Origin of the sequence: Cellulomonas sp. IC4_254 (genome assembly GCF_011603975.1) — a bacterium.
In the GTDB taxonomy this organism is placed as follows: Bacteria; Actinomycetota; Actinomycetes; order Actinomycetales; family Cellulomonadaceae; genus Cellulomonas.
Genome location: NZ_JAANNB010000050.1, coordinates 1 through 20,226 on the forward strand (window position 1 = coordinate 1; position 20,226 = coordinate 20,226).

At 74.3% G+C, this 20,226-nt stretch carries 20 protein-coding genes and 1 pseudogene; 10 read left to right on the plus strand and 11 right to left on the minus strand.

Translation table 11 applies throughout. The features are described from left to right. From atzF to G6556_RS07210, 4 genes are all read right to left on the minus strand, one after another. The coding region (gene atzF, locus G6556_RS07195; protein ID WP_166939883.1) for an allophanate hydrolase at positions 1-1,787 on the minus strand (1,787 nt) is incomplete at its 3' end. After that, positions 1,784-2,548 (minus strand): GntR family transcriptional regulator, encoded by a 765-nt coding sequence (locus G6556_RS07200; protein ID WP_166939885.1) that lies wholly within the window; start codon positions 2,546-2,548, stop codon positions 1,784-1,786. The genes atzF and G6556_RS07200, both read right to left, overlap by 4 nt. A gap of 152 nt (positions 2,549-2,700) precedes the next feature. Further along, positions 2,701-3,051, minus strand: coding sequence for a metalloregulator ArsR/SmtB family transcription factor (locus G6556_RS07205; RefSeq protein WP_166939887.1), 351 nt, complete (start codon positions 3,049-3,051; stop codon positions 2,701-2,703). Then, positions 3,048-4,334 (minus strand): MFS transporter, encoded by a 1,287-nt coding sequence (locus G6556_RS07210; protein ID WP_166939889.1) that lies wholly within the window; start codon positions 4,332-4,334, stop codon positions 3,048-3,050. The genes G6556_RS07205 and G6556_RS07210 overlap by 4 nt, the downstream gene beginning before the upstream one ends. Before the next feature lie 569 nt (positions 4,335-4,903). Between G6556_RS07210 and nrdH the strand changes: the two genes are divergently transcribed. From nrdH to G6556_RS07235, 5 genes are all read left to right on the plus strand, one after another. Beyond that, entirely contained in the window at positions 4,904-5,149 is a 246-nt protein-coding gene (gene nrdH / locus G6556_RS07215; protein ID WP_147795259.1) for a glutaredoxin-like protein NrdH, read from the plus strand. An 81-nt stretch (positions 5,150-5,230) separates the two neighbouring features. Further along, on the plus strand, positions 5,231-5,647 hold the full coding sequence (nrdI, locus tag G6556_RS07220; RefSeq protein ID WP_158370664.1) for a class Ib ribonucleoside-diphosphate reductase assembly flavoprotein NrdI: 417 nt from the start codon (positions 5,231-5,233) through the stop codon (positions 5,645-5,647). Beyond that, positions 5,644-7,788 carry a class 1b ribonucleoside-diphosphate reductase subunit alpha gene (gene nrdE, locus G6556_RS07225; RefSeq protein WP_166939891.1) on the plus strand — a complete coding sequence of 715 codons (2,145 nt, stop codon included), beginning with the start codon at positions 5,644-5,646 and terminating at the stop codon, positions 7,786-7,788. Before nrdI ends, nrdE begins: the two co-directional genes overlap by 4 nt. 137 nt (positions 7,789-7,925) lie before the next feature. Further along, positions 7,926-8,900, plus strand: a complete 975-nt coding sequence (gene nrdF / locus G6556_RS07230; protein ID WP_166939893.1) for a class 1b ribonucleoside-diphosphate reductase subunit beta — start codon at positions 7,926-7,928, stop codon at positions 8,898-8,900. 179 nt (positions 8,901-9,079) lie between these two features. Beyond that, positions 9,080-9,400, plus strand: a complete 321-nt coding sequence (locus G6556_RS07235; protein ID WP_166939895.1) for a hypothetical protein — start codon at positions 9,080-9,082, stop codon at positions 9,398-9,400. 136 nt (positions 9,401-9,536) lie between these two features. On the opposite strand, the gene G6556_RS07240 is transcribed toward G6556_RS07235, so the two are convergent. From G6556_RS07240 to G6556_RS07250, 3 genes are all read right to left on the minus strand, one after another. Continuing rightward, the gene (locus tag G6556_RS07240; RefSeq protein WP_166939897.1) at positions 9,537-10,523 is read right to left on the minus strand and encodes an aldo/keto reductase; all 987 of its coding nucleotides are present in this window, start codon (positions 10,521-10,523) and stop codon (positions 9,537-9,539) included. 13 nt (positions 10,524-10,536) lie between these two features. Beyond that, complete coding sequence (locus G6556_RS07245) at positions 10,537-10,902, minus strand: DUF2255 family protein (RefSeq protein ID WP_166939899.1); 366 nt, start codon at positions 10,900-10,902, stop codon at positions 10,537-10,539. A gap of 147 nt (positions 10,903-11,049) precedes the next feature. Then, positions 11,050-11,937: a helix-turn-helix transcriptional regulator gene (locus G6556_RS07250; RefSeq protein ID WP_166939901.1), complete on the minus strand. Its 888-nt coding sequence runs from the start codon at positions 11,935-11,937 to the stop codon at positions 11,050-11,052. Between the two features lie 125 nt (positions 11,938-12,062). On the opposite strand from G6556_RS07250, the gene G6556_RS07255 reads away from it, so the two are divergent. After that, positions 12,063-12,401, plus strand: a complete 339-nt coding sequence (locus G6556_RS07255; RefSeq protein ID WP_166939903.1) for a carboxymuconolactone decarboxylase family protein — start codon at positions 12,063-12,065, stop codon at positions 12,399-12,401. A 200-nt stretch (positions 12,402-12,601) separates the two neighbouring features. On the opposite strand, the gene G6556_RS07260 is transcribed toward G6556_RS07255, so the two are convergent. Both G6556_RS07260 and G6556_RS07265 read right to left on the minus strand, forming a co-directional pair. Then, positions 12,602-13,096, minus strand: coding sequence for an N-acetyltransferase (locus G6556_RS07260; protein WP_166939905.1), 495 nt, complete (start codon positions 13,094-13,096; stop codon positions 12,602-12,604). A gap of 28 nt (positions 13,097-13,124) precedes the next feature. Next, a complete protein-coding gene (locus G6556_RS07265) occupies positions 13,125-13,775 on the minus strand; it encodes a DedA family protein (RefSeq protein ID WP_166939907.1) in 651 nt (216 codons plus the stop codon). Between the two features lie 134 nt (positions 13,776-13,909). Between G6556_RS07265 and G6556_RS07270 the strand changes: the two genes are divergently transcribed. From G6556_RS07270 to G6556_RS07285, 4 genes are all read left to right on the plus strand, one after another. Then, on the plus strand, positions 13,910-14,539 hold the full coding sequence (locus G6556_RS07270) for a Type 1 glutamine amidotransferase-like domain-containing protein (RefSeq protein WP_166939909.1): 630 nt from the start codon (positions 13,910-13,912) through the stop codon (positions 14,537-14,539). A 121-nt stretch (positions 14,540-14,660) separates the two neighbouring features. Then, complete coding sequence (locus tag G6556_RS07275; RefSeq protein ID WP_166939911.1) at positions 14,661-15,929, plus strand: YihY/virulence factor BrkB family protein; 1,269 nt, start codon at positions 14,661-14,663, stop codon at positions 15,927-15,929. A gap of 44 nt (positions 15,930-15,973) precedes the next feature. After that, a complete protein-coding gene (locus tag G6556_RS07280) occupies positions 15,974-18,337 on the plus strand; it encodes an HAD-IC family P-type ATPase (protein ID WP_166939913.1) in 2,364 nt (787 codons plus the stop codon). Between the two features lie 179 nt (positions 18,338-18,516). Then, the gene (locus tag G6556_RS07285; protein ID WP_166939915.1) at positions 18,517-18,816 is read left to right on the plus strand and encodes a DUF1540 domain-containing protein; all 300 of its coding nucleotides are present in this window, start codon (positions 18,517-18,519) and stop codon (positions 18,814-18,816) included. Positions 18,817-18,835: 19 nt separating this feature from the next. Here the strand turns inward: G6556_RS07285 and G6556_RS07290 are convergent, their stop codons facing one another. Then, on the minus strand, positions 18,836-19,501 hold the full coding sequence (locus G6556_RS07290) for an NAD(P)H-binding protein (RefSeq protein WP_166939917.1): 666 nt from the start codon (positions 19,499-19,501) through the stop codon (positions 18,836-18,838). Between the two features lie 384 nt (positions 19,502-19,885). Beyond that, positions 19,886-20,226 (minus strand): annotated as a pseudogene (locus G6556_RS07295) (hypothetical protein); the annotation flags it as partial.

Sequence of the window (20,226 nt, forward strand, 5' to 3'; positions counted from 1 at the left end):
AAGGGGGCGGCGGCGCGGGCCGCGCGCCAGCCGCCGAGGTGGGTCACGTCGGTGGCGTCCGGCGCGGCGCCGGGCTGGCCGACGAAGCCGACGACCTCGCGGCCGTCGTCCGTGCGCACGCGGCCGAGGCCGAGCGGCGCCGGGATCGACAGCAGCAGCCGGCCGAGGGCGTCGGGGGTGAGGAGGTACTCCTCGCCCTCCAGAGGAGCCCCGGTCCCGGGGGCCACGGCGTGCACGAGCGGCTTGGCGGGGGTGGTCGCCAGCGCGAGCATCCGGTAGTCGGGGGCGGTGCGGACCGGCCCGACCCAGCGGGCGCCGAGCGCCAGCAGCTCGGGGTGCAGCGGCTGCCCGCGGAGGTGCGCGCCGAACACGACGACCGGGACCCCGCCCGGGGCGAGCGGCGCGGGGGCCGGGGCGTCGGCGGCGGGCAGCGCGCGCCACGCGGCGTCGTCGGCGCGTCCGTCCCGCTCCAGCAGCGCCGCCAGGTCGAGCGCGACCTGGTCGTCGAACGCCCGGGTGAGGACGGTGACGCCCGCCTCGCCCGCGCCGGTCGGGCCGAGCGGCATCGCCACGCCGGCCAGGTCGAACAGGTTGACGAAGTTGGTGAACACCCCGAGCCGCGCGTTGGTGGTCAGCGGCGCGGCCGCCACCTCGGCGAGCGTCGGGTGCTCCGGCGCGGTCGGCACCAGCAGGGCGTCGCAGCCGTCGAGCGCCGCCAGCGCGGTCGTCCGCAGCGCGGCCACCTCGTCCCGGGCGGCCTGGTACTCGGCCGCGGTGACCCGGCCCGCGTCGGCGGCGATCCGGGCGACGGACGGGTCGGCGCCCTCCGGGTGCTCCGCGAGGTAGGCGCCGAACGCGGCGTACCGCTCGGCGACGAGGCCGCCGCCGTACAGCAGCCGGGCGGCGGCGAGGAACGGCGTCAGGTCGACGACCCGGGTCGCCGCGCCCGCCTCGACCAGCCGGGCGACCGCGGCGTCGAACGCCGCCCGCACGCCCGGGGCCACCTCGGCGAGGTCGGCGTCCCGCGGCACCGCGACCACGGGGGCCACGGGCGCGGCGAGCCGGACGTCCGCCGGCCAGGTGCGCGACGACGGATCGAGCGCGCTCGGCGCCGCCATCACCGCCATCGCCCGGCGCGCCAGGTCGAGGTCGCGGGCCAGCACGGTCACGCAGTCGTAGGAGGCGCACGCCGGCACGACGCCGTCCTTCGGCACCAGCCCGAGCGTCGGCTTGATCCCGACGACCCGGTTGAACGCGGCGGGCACCCTGCCGGAGCCGGCGGTGTCGGTGCCGAGGGCGAGGTCGGCGATCCCGAGGGCGACGGCGACCGCCGAGCCCGAGGACGAGCCGCCCGACACCCGGTCGGGAGCGACCGCGCTGGCCACGGCGCCGTACGGGCTGCGGCTGCCGGTGAGGCCGGTGGCGAACTGGTCGAGGTTCGTCTTGCCCAGGACGACCGCGCCGGCGGCGCGCAGCAGGTCGACGACGGTGGCGGACCGCGCCGCGACCACCTGGTGCGCGGGGTGCGCGGCGGTGGTCGGCAGGCCGGCGACGTCGATGTTGTCCTTGACGGCGAGCACCAGCCCGGCCAGTGGCAGCGCCTCCCCCTCGGCGACCCGGGCGTCGACGGCGCGCGCCTCGGCCTCGACGTCGGCGCGGTCCCGGACCAGCGTCCACACGTCCGGGCGACCCGCGGCGGCGAGGTCGGCGAAGGCGCGGCCGACGCGGTCGAGGGCGGTGCCGCCCGTCGGCGCGGCGTCGGGGGCGGTGGTGGTCGTGGCGGTCATCGCTGCTCCTCGCGGGCCATCAGGCGGGTCATCTCCAGCGCGGCGGCGGCGCGCTCCATCACGACCTCCCGCGAGGCGCCGACGTGGGCGCGCAGCGCCTCCAGCGCCTGCGGCAGCCGGTCGCGCACCACGAGCTCGGCGATGCCGATGTGCTCGGCGATGGTCGCCGCCATCCGGTCCTCGGTGAGGTAGTCGTACATCCGCACCGACCGGATCCGGCGGTTGGTCTGCGCCAGCGCCTGGGTCAGCGCGGGGTTGCCGGAGGAGTCGAGCAGCGTGAAGTGGAACCGCTCGTCCTCGCTCACGAACCCGGCGTCCGGCGCCGGGCGGTCGTCGCGGAAGCCGTACCAGTGGTCCAGCTCGCCCTCGAGCCGCGCGCGGTCGTGGTGCACCGTCGGGTCCTCGAGCGCCCGGGTCAGGCCGCGGAGCTCCAGGGTGATCCGGAGCTCGTACAGGTCGGTCAGCTCGCGGAAGCTCGGCACGTACAGGTGTAGGCCGCTCTCGCGCTTCACCACGATCCCGTCGGCCAGCAGCCGCGCCAGCGCCTCGCGGACCGGGGTCCGGGACACGCCGTGCCGCTCGGCGAGACGCTCCTCGGTCAGCCGCTCGTACGGGGACACGCGGCCGCTCATCAGCTCGTCGCGGATCGTCAGGTAGACGCGCTCGCGGCGCGAGGTGGCGGACCCCTCGGGGCCGGCCGGGGTCGCCGGGCCGGCCTCGGCCGGCGGCTGCCCCGAGCCCGGGACGACGTCTGTACTCATGTCTGTATACAGAACCGGGTACATGTTTCGGCACGTGGCGGCCCGTGTTGCGGGCGCGTGACGATTCGCGCGAGGGCCGACAGCTGCTCACCGCGCCCGCGCGCGCGAGGGGCGAGGGCCGCGCGAACGGTGCGCGGGGGCCCCGGCGGGCGTCAGCGGTGGTGCGGCGGCGTCGCGTAGAGCACGTGCTCGGAGTGGTGCAGCACGTTGGTCACCAGCGCCGCGACGTGCTCGTCCGGCTGGCCGTAGTACATCGTCGTGCCCTCCCGGCGGGCCGTCACCAGCCGACCCGCGCGGAGCTTCGCGAGGTGCTGGGACACCGCAGGCCCGGGGCGCCCGAGCTCCGCGGCGATCGCCGAGACCGACATCTCCGTGCCGTCGAGCATCGCCAGGATCGCGAGCCGGGTCCGGTCCGCGAGCAGCCGCAGCACCTCGACGGCGTGGTCGAGGTCGGCGTCCGGGGGCGCGCTGCGCTGCTGCTGCGGGGTGGCCACGACCGTCATGATCGCACCGCCTCCTCGGCCGCGGCCGTCGCAGCCCCGGCCGGCCCGGGCGCGTCAGGGGTGCGCGGCCACAGCAGCGCCGCCGCTGTCCCGGCGCCGGCCGCCACGACCGCCAGCAGCAGCGCCGTCCCGCCCGGGCCGAGCGCGCCGGTGCCGCCGAGCCAGCCGGCCAGCGGGTAGGTGACCAGCCAGCAGGCGTGCGACAGCGAGAACTGCGCCGCGAACGCCGCCGGCAGGTCCCGGGCGGGGACGCTGCGCCGGACGATCCGCCCGACCGGGGTCTCGACCGCGGACCAGCCGAGGCCGACCACGAGCCACAGCGCGCCGAGCGCGATCAGCCCGGTCGTCCGCGGGGCCCCGAGCGCGAGCGGCACCAGCGCCGTCGCGCCGGCCAGCAGCGCGGCGCCCCCGAGCATCACCCGTCGCTCGGGCGTGCGCCGCAGCACCCGCGGCAGCAGGACGGCCGCGGCCATCGAGCCCGCCCCGTTCACCGCGAGCAGCACCGCGACCGCGCCCTCGCCCGCGCCGAACGTCGACCGGGCGACCACGACCGTCTGCACCAGCACGAACGCCCCCGCCGCCGCGACGGCCAGGTTGAGCGCCAGCACGGGGCGGAGCGCGGGTGTCCGGACCAGCAGCAGCGTGCCGAGGCGCGCCCGGTGCCCGAACGGCGCCTCGGGTCCGTCGTCGTCGTCGTCGGCGGCGGTCCGGCCACGCGCGGGGACCACGGTCGCGAGCACGAGGGCGGCGGACCCGGCGAAGCCCGCGGCGGTCCCGAGGAACAGCGTCGACGACGGCACCAGGAGCAGCAGCGCGGCGGCGAGCACCGGCGACAGCACCGCCTCGAGGTCGTAGGCGAGCCGGGACAGCGACAGGGCGGCGGTGTAGTCGTCCTCGTCCGGCAGCACGTCGGGCACGACCGACTGGAAGGTGGGCGTGAACGTCGCCGACGCGGCCTGGAGCACGAACACCAGCGCGTAGACCTGCCAGGCCTGGTCGACGAACGGCAGCCCGAGCGCGACCACGAGCCGCAGGGCGTCGGCGCCGACCAGGACGTGCCGGCGCGGCAGCCGGGCCACCGCCGCGGCGGCGAGCGGGGCCACGACGACGTACGCCACCATCTTCACCGCCAGCGCGGTGCCGAGGACTGCGCCGGCGTCGGCGCCCGCCAGGTCGTAGGCGAGCAGCCCGAGGGCGACGGTCGCGAGGCCGGTGCCGGCCAGGGCGACGACCTGGGCGAGGAACAGCCGGCGGTACGCGGGGTGGGAGAGGGCATGGAGCACCATCTCAGTGTGTGCATATCTGCGCGACCACGCAAGTATCAGCGAGACGGCGACGGGCGCTGCGGCCGCTCGCGCGACGGGTGCGGGGCGACGCGCCGCGACACGCCGGGGCGTGGGCGACACGCCGGTGCCCGCAGCGCTGGCCGTCGGTCCGCGCGGGCGACGTGCGTCACCCCGCGGGCGGGTGAAGTGCGTCCCGTCCACATGTGCGTCGCCCTGTGCGTGACCTGGGGATACCTGTGGACGGAGAGGCCTTCGAGCAGGCCCGGCCACGCCTGCGCGTGTCAGTGGTCGCCCGTAGCCTGTGGATGAAGTCGGACACCGGGACGGCGGTGCACAGCCTGTGGAAACGACATGTGTGTAACACCAGCCCTAGTGGTCTCTTGCCGGACGCACCACTAGGTGTAGTGTCGTGACTCGCCGCTGGAGGAGGGCTCGAGGACGTCGAGAGACGCCCGACGGGCCCGGCCGCAGCGGCCCGAGAGCGGCACCACAGCACCACCAGCAGCATGCGGGGCGGGCGCGGGGGCGCACGTACCAGCCAGGCCTTTCACACCGGGGAGACAGCGATGACCATCACCGTCTACAGCAAGCCGTCCTGCGTCCAGTGCAACGCGACCTACCGCGCCATGGACAAGGCCGGCCTGCAGTACGAGGTCGTGGACATCACGGAGGACGCCGACGCGCGTGACTACGTCATGTCCCTCGGCCACCTGCAGGCCCCGGTCGTCGTGGCCGACGGCAACCACTGGTCGGGCTACCGCCCGGACCAGATCAAGGCGCTCGCCGACCGCGCCGCGGTCTCCGTCGCCTGACGCGGCCGTGCGCCGCCCGGTGACCCGGGCGGCCAGGCCGCACGGGTCCACGATCCACCCGGGGCGAGGAGGGGTGGGGCGTTGAGCTCCCTGGTCTACTTCTCCTCCGTCTCGGAGAACACCCGCCGGTTCGTCGACAAGCTGGACATCGACGCCACGCGGATCCCGCTCCGCCCCACGGAGCCCTTCCTGCACGTGCGGGACCCCTATGTCCTGGTGGTCCCCACGTACGGCGGCGGCAACGAGGGCGGCGCGGTCCCGCGCCAGGTCGTCAAGTTCCTCAACGACGCGACCAACCGCTCCCTGATCCGCGGCGTCATCGCGGCGGGGAACACCAACTTCGGCGCGCACTACTGCATGGCCGGAGACATCATCGCGGCGAAGTGCCAGGTCCCGTACCTGTACGCCTTCGAGCTCATGGGAACGACCGAGGACGTGCGACGCGTCCGAGAGGGATGGGGACGATTTTGGCAGCGACACTCACCGACGCCGGCATGACCGACGCGACCGAGGTCATCACCCTCACGCCCGAGATGGACTACCACTCGCTCAACGCGATGCTGAACCTCTACGGCGCGAACGGGGAGATCCAGTTCGACAAGGACCGGGAGGCGGCGCGGCAGTACTTCCTGCAGCACGTCAACCAGAACACGGTCTTCTTCCACGACCTGGAGGAGAAGCTCGAGTACCTGGTCGAGCACAAGTACTACGAGGCCGACGTCCTCGCCCAGTACAGCCCGGAGTTCATCAAGGCGCTGTTCAAGCACGCGTACTCGAAGAAGTTCCGCTTCCAGACCTTCCTCGGCGCCTTCAAGTACTACACCTCGTACACGCTGAAGACGTTCGACGGCAAGCGCTACCTGGAGCGCTTCGAGGACCGCGTCGCGATGGTGTCGCTCGCGCTGGCCGAGGGTGACGAGACCTTCGCGCTGCAGCTCGTCGACGAGATCGTGTCCGGCCGCTTCCAGCCGGCGACCCCGACGTTCCTCAACCTCGGCAAGGCGCAGCGCGGCGAGCCCGTGTCCTGCTTCCTGCTGCGCATCGAGGACAACATGGAGTCGATCGCGCGCGGCATCAACTCCGCCCTGCAGCTGTCCAAGCGCGGTGGCGGCGTGGCCCTGCTGCTGTCGAACATCCGCGAGCACGGCGCGCCGATCAAGCACATCGAGAACCAGTCGTCCGGCGTCATCCCCGTGATGAAGCTGCTCGAGGACTCCTTCTCCTACGCGAACCAGCTGGGTGCCCGTCAGGGCGCCGGTGCGGTGTACCTGCACGCGCACCACCCGGACATCATGCGGTTCCTCGACACCAAGCGGGAGAACGCGGACGAGAAGATCCGCATCAAGACCCTGTCGCTGGGCGTCGTCATCCCGGACATCACGTTCGAGCTGGCCAAGAACAACGAGGACATGTACCTGTTCTCGCCGTACGACGTCGAGCGCGTCTACGGCAAGCCGTTCGCGGACGTCAACGTGTCCGAGAACTACCGCGCGATGGTCGACAACGGCCAGATCCGCAAGCAGAAGATCAAGGCCCGCGACTTCTTCCAGACGCTGGCCGAGCTGCAGTTCGAGTCGGGCTACCCGTACATCCTGTTCGAGGACACGGCCAACAAGGCCAACCCGATCAAGGGCAAGATCACGCACTCGAACCTGTGCTCGGAGATCCTGCAGGTCTCGACGCCCTCGACCTTCAACGAGGACCTGTCGTACGACCACGTCGGGCGCGACATCTCCTGCAACCTCGGCTCGATGAACATCGCGCTCGCGATGGACTCGCCGGACTTCGGCCGCTCGGTCGAGACCGCGATCCGCGCGCTCACCGCCGTGTCCGACCAGACCGACATCGAGTCGGTCCCGTCGGTCAAGCGGGCCAACCGCGGCGGGCACGCCATCGGCCTCGGGCAGATGAACCTGCACGGGTACCTGGCGCGCGAGCGGATCTTCTACGGGTCCGCCGAGGGCCTGGACTTCACGAACATCTACTTCTACACGGTGGCGTACCACGCCATCCGCGCCTCGAACCTGCTCGCCAAGGAGCGGGGCCAGGCGTTCGCCGGCTTCGAGGACTCGAAGTACGCGACCGGCGAGTACTTCCAGAAGTACATCGAGGGCACGTGGGTCCCGAAGACCGCCCGCGTCGCGGAGCTGTTCGCCACCTCCGGCGTGCACATCCCGACGCAGGACGACTGGCGCGCGCTCGCCGAGTCGGTGCGCGAGCACGGCATCTACAACCAGAACCTGCAGGCGGTCCCCCCGACCGGCTCGATCTCGTACATCAACAACTCGACGTCGTCGATCCACCCGATCGCGTCGAAGATCGAGATCCGCAAGGAGGGCAAGCTCGGCCGCGTGTACTACCCGGCGCCGTTCATGACGAACGACAACCTGGAGTACTACGACGACGCGTACGAGATCGGCTACGAGAAGATCATCGACACGTACGCCGAGGCCACGCAGCACGTGGACCAGGGCCTGTCGCTGACGCTGTTCTTCAAGGACACCGCCACCACGCGCGACATCAACAAGGCGCAGATCTACGCCTGGCGCAAGGGCATCAAGACGATCTACTACATCCGCCTGCGGCAGATGGCGCTCGAGGGCACCGAGGTCGAGGGCTGCGTCTCCTGCATGCTCTGACGTGAGGTGCGCCGGCCGGGTCCGCAGGGCCCGGCCGGCGCACTCGCGCGAGGGTGCACCATAGGGGGCAGACCCGTGCGGGGACCGCCCCGCACGAGCCGCGGACGGCGCGGCACCGGACACGACATGGAGCAGTGATGGCCGAGAAGCTGAAGTTGGTCGACCGGGTCCAGGCGATCAACTGGAACCGCGTCGAGGACGAGAAGGACGTCGAGGTCTGGGACCGGCTCGTCGGCAACTTCTGGCTCCCCGAGAAGGTGCCGGTGTCGAACGACATCCAGTCCTGGGCGACCCTGTCGGACGTCGAGAAGCAGATGACGACCCGCGTGTTCACGGGCCTGACCCTGCTCGACACCATCCAGGGCACCGTCGGCGCCGTCTCGCTCATCCCGGACGCGCTGACCCCGCACGAGGAGGCGGTGTACACCAACATCGCGTTCATGGAGTCGGTGCACGCCAAGTCCTACTCGTCGATCTTCTCGACGCTGATCTCCACGCCGGAGATCGACGAGGCGTTCCGCTGGTCCGAGGAGAACCCGAACCTGCAGCGCAAGGCCGAGATCGTCCTCGACTACTACCGGGGCGACGAGCCGCTCAAGCGCAAGGTCGCCTCGACCATGCTCGAGTCGTTCCTGTTCTACTCCGGCTTCTACGCGCCGATGTACTGGTCCTCGCGGGCCAAGCTCACCAACACGGCCGACCTGATCCGCCTCATCATCCGCGACGAGGCCGTGCACGGGTACTACATCGGCTACAAGTTCCAGAAGGGCCTCGAGCGGCTCACCGAGCCCGAGCGCCAGGAGCTGAAGGACTACACCTTCGAGCTGCTCTTCGAGCTCTACGACAACGAGGTGGAGTACACCCAGGACCTGTACGACCCCCTGGGCCTCACCGAGGACGTCAAGGCGTTCCTCCGGTACAACGCCAACAAGGCCCTGATGAACCTGGGCTACGAGGCGCTGTTCCCGAAGGACGAGACGAACGTCAACCCGGCGATCCTCTCCGCCCTGTCCCCGAACGCGGACGAGAACCACGACTTCTTCTCCGGCTCGGGCTCCTCGTACGTCATCGGCAAGGCCGTGAACACCGAGGACGAGGACTGGGACTTCTGATCCCGGCCTGACCCGCAGCACCGACCGCCCCGTCGAGCCTCGTGCTCGGCGGGGCGTCGTCGTCCGCGGGCCCGGGGCCGCCGAGCCCGGCTCAGCGCAGGTGCGCCTGGAGCGCCACGAACCGCGGCTCGCTGAACCCGAGGCTCCGGTGGCCCCGCAGCAGCACAGCCGGGATCGGCGTGACCATCGTCGAGCCCGGCAGCGCCGCGACCGGCTTCCGCGTCGGCGGCTCGCGCCTCGCCGAGCCGATGGCCGCCTACGACGGCACGCCCGCCGCCCTGAGCCGCGGCATCCAGAACCCGGCACTGCCCTCGGTCAGCGACCCGGCGCGGGTGGCCGCGGCCGTCCTCGCGACGGTCGAGCAGACGCCCGCGCCCCTGCGTCTCGTCACCGGGAGCGACGCGTTCCGGATCGTCCGCGACGCCCTGCGGGAGCGGCTCGCCGACATCGAGTCGCAGGAGGCGGCCGCCGCGGCCACCGACCTGCCCGCGGGGGCCTGAGGCTGCCGGTCGGCGCGAGGGCGGGCTCGCCCTGAGCACGGTGTCTCTGGTGGTCTGCTCCTCGCTGCGGTCGTGGTTCCTGGCCGACGATGCCGTACAGCCCGGTCCCGTGGACGGCGCGCGCGCCGTCGCCGGGTCAGCGACCCACGTAGCCCAGGTGCTGGGCGTTGTACCGGTCGCCCTGCACGCCGACCCGGACGGCCAGCGAGTTCAGGTCCGCGACCTCGTCCGCGGACAGCCCGACCTGGGTGGCGGCCGTGTTCTCCGCGACGCGGCTCAGGCGACGGGTGCCGGGGATCGGGACGATCCACGGCTGCTGGGCGAGCAGCCACGCCAGCGCGACCTGCCCGGGCGTCGCGTCCTTGGACCGGGCGATCTGCTGGACGTGCTCGACCAGCGCGAGGTTGGCGGCGCGGTTGTCCTCGTCGAACCGGGGGATCGTGGCCCGGATGTCGCCCTCGGTGAACGCGGTGCCGACGTCGACCGTGCCGGTGAGGAACCCCTTGCCGAGCGGGCTGAACGGCACGAGACCGATGCCGAGCTCGGCGAGTGTCGGCAGGATCTCGGGCTCGGGGTCCCGCGTCCACAGCGAATACTCGGACTGCAACGCGGTGACCGGCTGGACGGCGTGCGCACGCCGGATCGTCGAGGCGCCGGCCTCCGAGAGGCCGAAGTGCCGGACCTTGCCGGCCTCGATGAGCTCCTTGACCGTCCCGGCGACGTCCTCGATCGGGACGTCCGGGTCGACCCGGTGCTGGTAGAAGAGGTCGATCACGTCGGTGCGCAGGCGCTGCAGGGACGCGTCCGCCACCCGGCGGATCTGCCCCGGACGGGAGTTCAGCCCGACGCTCCTGCCGTCCTCGATCTGCCAGCCGAACTTCGTGGCGATCACGACCTCGTCGCGTACCGGCGCCAGGGCCTCGCCGACGAGCTCCTCGTTGACGTACGGGCCGTACACCTCGGCGGTGTCGACCAACGTGACTCCGAGATCCACGGCACCGCGCAGCACCGCGATCATCTCGCCCCGGTCGCCGGGGTTGGGGCCGTAGCTCTGGGACATGCCCATGGCGCCCAGGCCGATGGCGGAGACCTCCAGGCCCTGTCCGAGCGTGCGTGCGTGCATCGTTCCTCCTCAGTCAGCGGAGTCGGGTCAGGAGCAGCGTGGTCGCCTGCGCCCGAGCGGTCGTCATCGCGGTGCCGTACCCGCCGCGCCCGTACTTCGCCCAGTACGCCTCGTCGACGTGGTCCGCCAACGGCGCGGGCGTGAGCCGGACGTCGGCCTGCACGCCGCCGGCCGCGATCCGCGCGTACGGGTGCCGGGTCACCTGCTGGAACCACGATCCCCCTGCGCCGTTGTACGACCGGACGTACAGGTCGTCGCCGACCCGCACGACCCAGACCGGCAGCGTGCGGCGGGCGGTGCCGTCCGCGCGCAGGGTGGCGATGCGGATCTCCGAGGCATCGCCGAGGGTGCGCAGGTCCTCGGGCGTCCAGGTGCTCACGTGGCGGTCTCCTCGGTCGGTGGGCGGCGGTACGGGTGTCTGCGGGGCGCCACGTCCATGGGACGCCCGGCACCGGTTCCGGCGGGAGTCTCTGCCGGGAGGGGTACCGGCAGTGCCCCCCCGGTGGCATCCGGGGAGGCGCCGCGGTCAGCGGGGCGCCGTCGTGCCGCGCGGAGCCGCCGGCGCGGCGGCCGGCGTGCTGGCCCAGCTCGCGAGCAGCCCCAGAGCCTCCTCGGTCCCGGTGTCGGGCTGCGGGGTGTAGACCAGCATCGACAGGCCCTGCTCCGCGAACAGGTCGAGCGCCTGGTAGGTCAGGTAGAGGTCGCCGACGACCGCGTGGTGGAAGTGCTTCTTGCCGGCGTAGTGCTGCTTGACGTCGTGCGCGGCCCACCGGGTGCGGAACTCCGCCGACCGGGTCGACAACGTGCCGACCAGGGAGGTCAGGCCCTTGTCGAACGGGTCGCGACCGGCCTCGGTGCGCAGGATCGCGACGGTGTCGTTCGCGGCACGGTTCCAGTCCGGGTAGAACCGCCGTGCCCGCTCGTCGAGGAACGCGAACCGCGCGAGGTTCGGCGGCTGCTCGGCGTCCTCGAACATCTCGGCGTACATGGCGCGCGCCAGCAGGTTCGCGCCGAGGACGTCCATGCGTCCGTTGCGCACGAACGCGGGTCCGCCGGTGATCGCGTCCAGCGTGGCCTGCACCTCGGGGCGCACGGTCGCCGGCTGCGGACCCCGGCGTCGGCGGGACGTGCCGTGCGCGGCGCGCGCCAGGTCGAACAGGTGCTCGCGCTCTGCCTCGTCCAGCAGCAGCGCTCGGGCGACCGCCTCCAGCACGGAGTCCGACGCACCGGAGAGGTTCCCGCGCTCCAGGCGCGTGTAGTACTCGATGCTCACGCCGGCCAGGAGCGCGACCTCGACGCGTCGCAGGCCGGAGACCCGGCGAGCGGTGCCGTCGTCCGGCAGGCCGACGTCCGCCGGGCGGACCCGTCCTCGGCGGCTGGTGAGGAAGTCCCGCACCTCTGCCTTGTTGTCCATGACGACGACGGTAGAGCGCCCGTCCGCGCGCTGGGAGGCACTCCCAGGACTCCTCACACCAGCACCTCCCGCCCCGGGCGGAACGGGTGTTGCATCGAGATGCACGCGACGAGAGGAGGCAGACGATGGAGCAGGCGAACCCCACGGGCTGGACAGGTGGGCAGCGGTCGATCGGGGACATCGCCCCGGGGCTGGCGCACTACACCGACGAGGTGCTGTTCGACGAGGTGTGGGAGCGCGCGGGACTGTCGAAGCGCGACCGCAGCCTGGCGACGGTCTCGGCGCTGGTGACGCTCGGCGCGACCGAACAGCTCGCCTTCCACCTGCCGTTCGCGCGGCAGAACGGTGTCACGGAGGACGAGCTGGTCGAGGCGATCACGCACCTGGCGTTCTACACCGGGTGGCCGCGCGCGATGTCCGCCGTCGCCGCAGCGCGCGCCGCGTTCGCCGACGGCGCGACGTAGCGGCACGAGCGGCGCGACCACCAGCGGGAGCGGACGACCGGTCGCGCGCTCGGCGCACCGCCCGCCCGCAGGTCGACGGAGCGGCTCGCGCCGCACCCGTGGCTCGTCGTGCTCGACGGCGACGACGAGACCCGCGGGGCTACCGCGACCGGCCGGCGTCCGTCCCGGTCCTGCTGCACCGGGTCGTGCGCGGCCCCGGCTCAGCGCAGGTGCGCCTGGAGCGCCACGAACCGCGGCTCGCTGAACCCCAGGCTCCGGTACAGCTGCTCGGCGGCCGCCGAGGCGTTCAGCTCCGCGATGTGCACCGTGGTCTCCGCGCCGAGCCGGGCGAGCAGCGCCTCGGTGCAGCGGCGGGCGAGACCGCGACCACGGTGCGCCGGGCGGGTGGCGACGCCGGACACCCGCCCGTGCCACCCGTCCGGGCTGCTCGGGCTCGGCGTGCGCTGCTCGACCGAGCCGACCGCGCTGGCGACGACGCCGTCGACGGGGTGCTCCGCCACGACGGCGATCGCCGTGCCCTGCGCGAGCCGCTCGGCGAACCACGCGTGGGCCGCGGCGCGCCACGGGGCGTCGGCGGGGCCGGGGTCGCTGCCCATCTCCGCGAGCATCAGCGCGCGCAGCTCGACGAGGGCCGGCGCGTCCTCCGGGGTCGCGGGACGGATGCGGGTCTGGTCGGGTCCGGGGTCGATCGGCACGCCTCCACCCTGCCGAGGGACCGCCGGATCAGCGAGCCGACACGTCGACCGGGTCCGCGTCGCCGGCCCCGGGCCGCCCGGCGCGGCGGCGGGTGCGCAGCCACTGGACCAGGCTCGTGACCACGGTGAGCCCGACCGCCACGACGACCAGCCCGGTCACGTACCGCTCCAGGCCGGGCACGCGGGTGCCGAGCGCCCACCCGGCGAGCGGGATCGCGCACGCCCAGACGGCGCCGCCGACCACCTGCCACACCGTGAACGTGCGCAGCGGGACCCGCGTCATCCCGGCGAGCGGGTTGATCACCGTCCGCACCACGGGGATGAACCGGGCGAGCACGATCGTGCGCGCGGTTCCGTACCGCTCGACCAGCGCGCCCGCGCGGTCGAGCCCCTGGTGCAGCCGCCCGTCGGGCGAGGACCGCGTGACCCACCGCCCGCCCGCGCGACCGAGCAGGTAGCCGCCCTGGGCGCCGAGCAGGGCGCCCGCGGTCGCGGCCAGGAGCACGCCGCCCAGCGGGAGGGGCGCGGCCGACCCGGCGCTCAGCACGCCGGCGGCCAGCAGCAGCGTGTCGCCCGGGAGGACGAAGCCGATCAGCAGGCCGGTCTCGAGGAGCAGGACGACGAAGATCCCACCGACCCCGAACGCCGCGAGGAGGCTGCCGGGGTCGAGGAGGTTCACCCGACCAGTATCCGCCCGCCCGCGGATTCATCGGACGACTGCGGCGGGTGACCGGGGGGTGACGCACTCCTCCCGGCCCCGCGCCGGGCGGTCCCGGCCCCGGTCCCCGCCCCGCACCGCGTACCGTCGCGACCGTGACCTCGCTGCTGCTGCTCTCGCTCGGCCACGGCGCCGTGCCCGCCTTCCTCGCCGATCACGCGCCGACGGACCGCCCGCTGACCATCGGGTACGTCCCGGACGCCGCCCGCGCGGACGCGGACGCGCCGTGGGCCGTCGCCGAGCGGGACCGCGTCGCCGGCCTCGGGCACGCGGTCGTCGACGTCCGCCTCACCGGCGCGACCGCGCAGCAGGTGGCCGACGCCCTCGACGGCGTGGACGCGCTGTACGTCGCCGGCGGCAACACGTTCGCGCTGCTGGACGCGCTGCGGTCGTCCGGGGCGGACGCGGTGGTCGCGGAGCGCGTCCGCGCCGGGCTGCCGTACATCGGGTCCAGCGCGGGCTCGATCGTCGCCGGGCCCAGCGCGGAGCCGGCGACGCTCATGGACGACCCGGCGGAGGTGCCGGGGCTCACCGACCGGCGCGGGCTCGCGCTCACGGACGCGGTGGTCGTCCCGCACGCGGACGGGAAGCTGCCGCCGTACCCGCTGGAGCTGATCGGGCGGACGCTGGACCGGTTCGGCTCGGACCACGAGCTCGTGCCGCTGTGCGACGACGAGGCGCTGCTGATCACGGGGCCGGGCTGGAAGGTCGTCGCCTCGGCCTGAGGCCGTGCGCACGACGACCGCCGCCGGCGGCCCCGGGCGGCCCCGGGGGTGGCCCGCCCCGTAGGGTCGCCGCATGACGACCCACCCGCCGGCGCCGGTCGCCCGGGCCTGAGCCGCCGCCGTGCTCCCCGTCCTCGTGCTCGCCGGCCTCGCCGTCGCCGTGCTGTCGCGGCGGTCGGCGTGGGTCCGGGACCGGCTGCCGGTCCCGGCGACGACCATCCTGGCGTGGTCGGCCGCGGGCGTCGTCGGCCTGGCCCTGGCGGACGTCGGCGGCGGGACGGGCCGCACCCTGCTCTCCGGTGCCGTGGCGGTCGTGGCGGGGGCGGTGGCGGTCGTCGTGGCGGGCTGGCTCGTCGGCGTCGTGCGTCCGCCCCTGGCCCGGCGGCGGGCCCGGCACGCGGGCGGGCCGACGGTCGCGCGGCGCGCGGTCGCGCTGGCCGACCGGCACCCCGGGACGGTGCGCGGCTGGGGCGTCGTGCAGCTCGGGGTGCGCTCGGTCGTGCGCTCGGGCGAGGTGCGGATCACCGGCCTGGCCGCGGAGATGACGTACTACGCGCTGATCTCCCTGGTGCCGATCGCGACGGCGCTGGGCGCCAGCCTCGGGTACCTGCGGCCGCTGCTCGGCGACGAGCAGGTGGACGAGATCCGCACGAGCGTGGTGGACGGGCTCGCGACGGTGTTCGCGCAGCAGGTGGCGACCGACGTGCTGGCGCCGCTGGTGGACGGGCTGCTGGACGAACGGCGCGGCGGGTTCGCCCTCGGGGCGCTCGCGGTGACGCTGTACCTGGCCAGCCGGGTGTTCCGGGCCGCGGTGCGGGCGCTCGACGACGCGTACCGGGTCGAGTCCCGGCAGAGCCTGGTCACGCAGTACCTGCTCGGGTTCGCGTTCACGGTCGGCGCCCTGGTCACGCTGGTGACGGTGCTGCTGCTGGTCGTCGTGGGGCCGCTGCTCGGCGGCGGCGACGCGCTGGCGGCGCGCCTCGGCCTGGGGGACGCGTTCTCCGCGGCGTGGTCGGTGCTGCGCTGGCCGGCGGTGCTCGCGCTCGGCGGGGCGTTCCTGACCCTGCTGTACCGGTACGCGCCCAACGTCGTCAGCACCTGGCGGCGCTGCCTGCCCGGCGCCGTGGTCGGGACGCTCGGCGTGCTGCTCGTGTCGACCGGGTTCGTCGCGTACGTCGCGGTCGCGGTGCCCGAGACGCCGGGCGCGGACGCCGGGAGCGCGGCCGTGGTGCAGGCGGCGGCGCAGATGCTGGGCCTCGTGCTGGCCGGTGCGCTGTGGATCTGGCTGTCCAGCATCGCCGTGCTGCTCGGCGGAGTGCTGAACGCGGAGGTGGACGCGGCGCGCCCGCGCGCGCGGCGGTCGCAGACCCCGGCACCGGTGGCCGCGTGACCGCCCCTGACGGGCGCGGCACCCGCCCGGATACCGTCGGGGGCATGGTGCACCGGGAGGCCGAGGTCGTCGGCGGGCTGACGGCCGCGGAGGTCCGCGAGCGGGTCGCCCGCGGCGACGTGAACCGGGTGGACACCGGCACCAGCCGCAGCCTCGGCGAGATCGTGCGGAGCAACACCCTCACCCGGGTCAACGCCATCTACCTGGTGCTGTTCCTGGTGGTGCTGAGCACGGGACACCTGCTCGACGGGCTGTTCGGGCTGCTCATCGTCGTGAACAGCGCCGCTGGGATGGTCCAGGAGGTGCGCGCCAAGCGGACGCTCGACCGGCTGGCGCTGCTGAACCGGTCGGCGGTCACGGTGCAGCGCGCCGAGGGGGTCGTCGAGCTCGACCCCGCGGAGCTCGTCGTCGACGACCTGGTGCGGCTCGCCGCGGGGGACCAGGTGCCGGTCGACGGCGAGCTGGTCGGCACGTCCGGCCTGGAGGTCGACGAGTCGCTGCTGACCGGCGAGTCCGAGCCGGTGCTGCCGGCGCCCGGGGACCGGCTGCTGTCGGGCAGCGTCGTCGTGGCCGGCGCCGGGCTGCTGCGCGCGAGCCGGGTCGGGGCGGACGCGTACGCCGCCCGGCTGTCCCGCGAGGCCTCGGCGTTCAAGAAGCCCTCGTCGGACCTGCGGGCCGGGATCGACCGCATCCTGCGGTACGTCACCTGGGCGCTGGTGCCGGTCGCGGCGCTGACGGTGGTCAACCAGCTGTGGATCAACGACCAGGCGCCCAGCGACGCGCTGCGCGGGATGGTCGCCGCCGTCGTGCCGATGGTGCCCGAGGGCCTGGTGCTGATGACGAGCGTCGCGATGGCGGTCGGCGTGGTCCGGCTCGGCCGGCGGCAGTGCCTGGTGCAGGACCTGCCCGCGATGGAGTCGCTCGCCCGGGTCGACGTCGTCTGCTTCGACAAGACCGGCACGCTGACCGAGGACGGGATGCGGGCCCGGACGGTCGAGGTGCTGGACCCGGCGCTCACCGCCGACGAGGTCGCGACCGCGCTCGCCACCCTCGGGGCCGCCGAGGAGCGGCCGAACGCCAGCCTCCGCGCGGTCGTGGAGCACGTCGGCGACCGGCCGCCCGCCGCGACGACCGGGGTCGTGCCGTTCTCGTCCGCGCGCCGCTGGGCCGGCGTGCGGACCGCCGACGGCCGGGTGTGGGCGCTCGGTGCGCCGGACGTGCTGCTGCCCGGGCACCCGGCGCTCGACCGGGTCGCCGCGGAGTCCGCGCAGGGCCGCCGGGTCCTGGCGCTCGCGGTGCTGGACGGCGCCCTCGACCCGGCGATGCTGCCCGCTGGACGCTCCGCCGCGGCGCTCGTGGTGCTCGACCAGCGGATCCGACCCGAGGCCGCCGGCACGCTCGCGTACTTCGCGCGGCAGCAGGTCGCCGTCAAGGTGGTCTCCGGCGACGCGCCGAACGCCGTCGCCGCGGTGGCCGGGCAGGTCGGCCTCCCGGCCGGCGCCGTGCTCGACGCGCGGGACCTGCCCGAGGAGCCGGAGGCGCTCGCGGACGCCGCGGAGTCCGCCGTCGTGCTGGGCCGGGTGGCGCCGGAGCAGAAGCGCGGCCTGGTGCGGGCGCTCACCGCCCGCGGGCACACCGTCGCGATGACCGGCGACGGCGTGAACGACGTGCTGGCCCTCAAGGACGCCGACGTCGGCGTGGCGATGGGCAACGGCAGCCCGGCCGCGCGCGCCGTGGCGCGGATCGTGCTGCTGGACAGCGACTTCGCGACGCTGCCGCACGTCGTCGCCGAGGGCCGCCGGGTCATCGCGAACATCGAGCGGGTCGCGACCCTGTTCCTGTCCAAGACGGTCTACTCGATCCTGCTGGCGCTGGTGGTCGCGGTCAGCGCCGTGCCGTTCCCGCTGCTGCCCCGGCACGTCACGCTCATCGCCTGGTTCACCATCGGCATCCCCGCCACCGTGCTCGGCCTGGCCCCGAACCAGGAGGCCGCCCGGCCGGGGTTCGTGCGGCGGGTGCTGACCGCGGCGGTCCCCGGCGGGGTGGCCGTCGCCGCGGCCGCCTACGGGGCGTACGTCGTCGCGCGCGCGGTGATCGGCGACGGCCAGGGCACGCACGTCCTGACCGCCACGGCCGCGTTCCTGGCCCTCGTGCTCACCGCGTTCGACGTGCTGGTCGAGGTGGCCCGTCCGCTGCGGCCGTGGAAGGTGGGCCTGGTCGCGGCGATGGTGCTGGGCATGGCGCTCGCCGTCGGGACGCCCCTGGGTCAGCGGCTGTTCGTCCTCGACCCCACCGACGCGCGGGTCTGGGCGGTGGCGGTGCCCGCCGCCGTGGTCGGGGTGCTGCTGCGCCGGGCGACCGCCGTCGTGCTCCGCCGCGTCGGACGGCGACCCCACGGAAATACGTGACGCCGGTGTTGGGAAATGTCACGTCGTGCGACCGCGGCGACAATCTTCGCGAATGCCACGCCGCTGAGCAGCGGATTCCCGGGTAAGCCAGGCCTTCCTTTCTAGACGCGCGGAAAAGGTCGCTCTACCGTCGGTCGGGTCAGGACAGGTACGCCCCCACCGACCCCGGAGGTCCCGCGATGAGCACCCTCATGGACCAGCCGCCCGTCTCCGAGTGCTCCGTCGACGGGTGCTCGTACAACCACGAGCACGCCTGCAGCGCGGCCGCCATCACGATCGGCGGCACGGCCGGCGACGCGAAGTGCGCGACCTTCATCCCGCTGAACGTCAAGGGCGGGCTCGACCGGGTCGTCTCGCACGTCGGCGCCTGCCAGCGCGCGGACTGCACGCACAACGCCCACCTCACCTGCGCGGCGGACGCCGTCCGGGTCGGCGCGGGGCACGACCTGGCCGACTGCCTCACCTACAGCCCGGCCTGACCCGGGGTCCGGGCGGCGCTCAGTCCTCGCGCTCGGTGGCCGCGGCCACCGCCGCCGCGATCGGGGTGGCGCCCTCCGACAGCTCGAGCACCAGGCCCGCCGTGCGCGGCTCGTCCAGCAGCGCGACGAGCACCGCGGCGACGTCGTCCCGCGTGACCTGGCCGCGCGGGACCTCCGCGCCGAGCCGGACGTGCCCGGTGCCGGCGTCGTCCGTCAGGCCGCCCGGTCGCAGGATCGTCCAGTCGAGGTCGCGCCCGCGGAGGTCCTCCTCGGCGGCGGTCTTGGCGCGCAGGTACGCGGCGAACACCTCGTCGGTGCCCTCCGGCGGCTCGGCGCCCGCGCCGACGGAGGAGACCAGCAGGTAGCGCCGGACGCCGGCCTGCTGGGCGGCGTCGGCGAGCAGCGCGGCGGCGCCGCGGTCGACGGAGTCCTTCCGCCCCGCGCCGCTGCCCGGGCCCGCGCCGGCGGCGAACACGACGGCGTCGGCGTCCGTGAGCTGCGCGGCGAGCTCGGCGGCGTCGGCGGACTCCAGGTCGAGCAGCACCGCGGTCGCGCCGTCGGCCTCCACGTCGGCGACGTGGTCCGGGTTCCGCACGATCGCGAGCGGCGTGTCACCCCGCTCGGCGAGCGTCCTGCTCAGTCGGCGGGCGATCTGACCGTGGCCTCCGGCGATGGCGATGCGCATGCTCCCCACGGTAGGAGCGTGGCGCGGGCGCCGCACCCGCTGTGCTGCGGGGCCCGACGTGCGAGGTGGCCGGTCCCGGCCCGCGCAGGGGGCCTTTCGTGCTCGGGCCGGGACCGGCCAAGTCGCCCGACGCAACGGGGGGGTAGGCGCCGGACGACTGCGGGACCTCCGCGGGGACCGGACCCGGGGGGCCGGACCGCGGCGGTCGTCGCAGGTACGACATTAGGCGCGATCCGGGGCCGATGATGACTGATGAGTAGCGTTCTGCACCATCTTGAGTAGCGGACGGCCGGGTGTTGAGGGCTGGGGCGGGCAACCAGGTGGGCACTCAGCGCCCGGCGACCGGGTGCCCGCCGCGCGACTGGGTGCTCCCGGGTGGCCGGCTCAGGCCGTCTCGGCGGTGTCCCCGAGCGGCCGCAGCCCGGCGAGCCGGTGCCGGATGCTCTGCACGTCGTCCTCACGACCCGTCGGCACCAGGGAGAGCGCCGTGAACGTCTCCGCGGTCGGCAGCAGGTCGCGGGCCAGGTCGCGCAGCGCCTCGGCGACCTCGGCCAGGTCGGCGGCGTGCCGGGCGTCCAGGCCCGGCGCGTCGCCCTGCAGGCCGACGTAGAGCACGAAGCCGGCGCGGCCGGCGGCGCCGTCGGCGCGGGGCGGCGCGGCGGGCAGCGGGGGTGCGGGGGTGCGAGGTCGTGCCACGGTGTGCTCCGGGGTGCGCGGGGTCGCCG

Bases quoted from the DNA above. Each gene is read 5' to 3' on its own strand.
- G6556_RS07200 (WP_166939885.1), bottom strand. From the start codon at position 2,548: ATGAGTACAGACGTCGTCCCGGGCTCGGGGCAGCCGCCGGCCGAGGCC.
- G6556_RS07205 (WP_166939887.1), bottom strand. From the start codon at position 3,051: ATGACGGTCGTGGCCACCCCGCAGCAGCAGCGCAGCGCGCCCCCGGAC.
- nrdH (WP_147795259.1), top strand. From the start codon at position 4,904: ATGACCATCACCGTCTACAGCAAGCCGTCCTGCGTCCAGTGCAACGCG.
- nrdE (WP_166939891.1), top strand. From the start codon at position 5,644: ATGACCGACGCGACCGAGGTCATCACCCTCACGCCCGAGATGGACTAC.
- nrdF (WP_166939893.1), top strand. From the start codon at position 7,926: ATGGCCGAGAAGCTGAAGTTGGTCGACCGGGTCCAGGCGATCAACTGG.
- G6556_RS07240 (WP_166939897.1), bottom strand. From the start codon at position 10,523: ATGCACGCACGCACGCTCGGACAGGGCCTGGAGGTCTCCGCCATCGGC.
- G6556_RS07250 (WP_166939901.1), bottom strand. From the start codon at position 11,937: ATGGACAACAAGGCAGAGGTGCGGGACTTCCTCACCAGCCGCCGAGGA.
- G6556_RS07255 (WP_166939903.1), top strand. From the start codon at position 12,063: ATGGAGCAGGCGAACCCCACGGGCTGGACAGGTGGGCAGCGGTCGATC.
- G6556_RS07280 (WP_166939913.1), top strand. From the start codon at position 15,974: ATGGTGCACCGGGAGGCCGAGGTCGTCGGCGGGCTGACGGCCGCGGAG.
- G6556_RS07285 (WP_166939915.1), top strand. From the start codon at position 18,517: ATGAGCACCCTCATGGACCAGCCGCCCGTCTCCGAGTGCTCCGTCGAC.
- G6556_RS07290 (WP_166939917.1), bottom strand. From the start codon at position 19,501: ATGCGCATCGCCATCGCCGGAGGCCACGGTCAGATCGCCCGCCGACTG.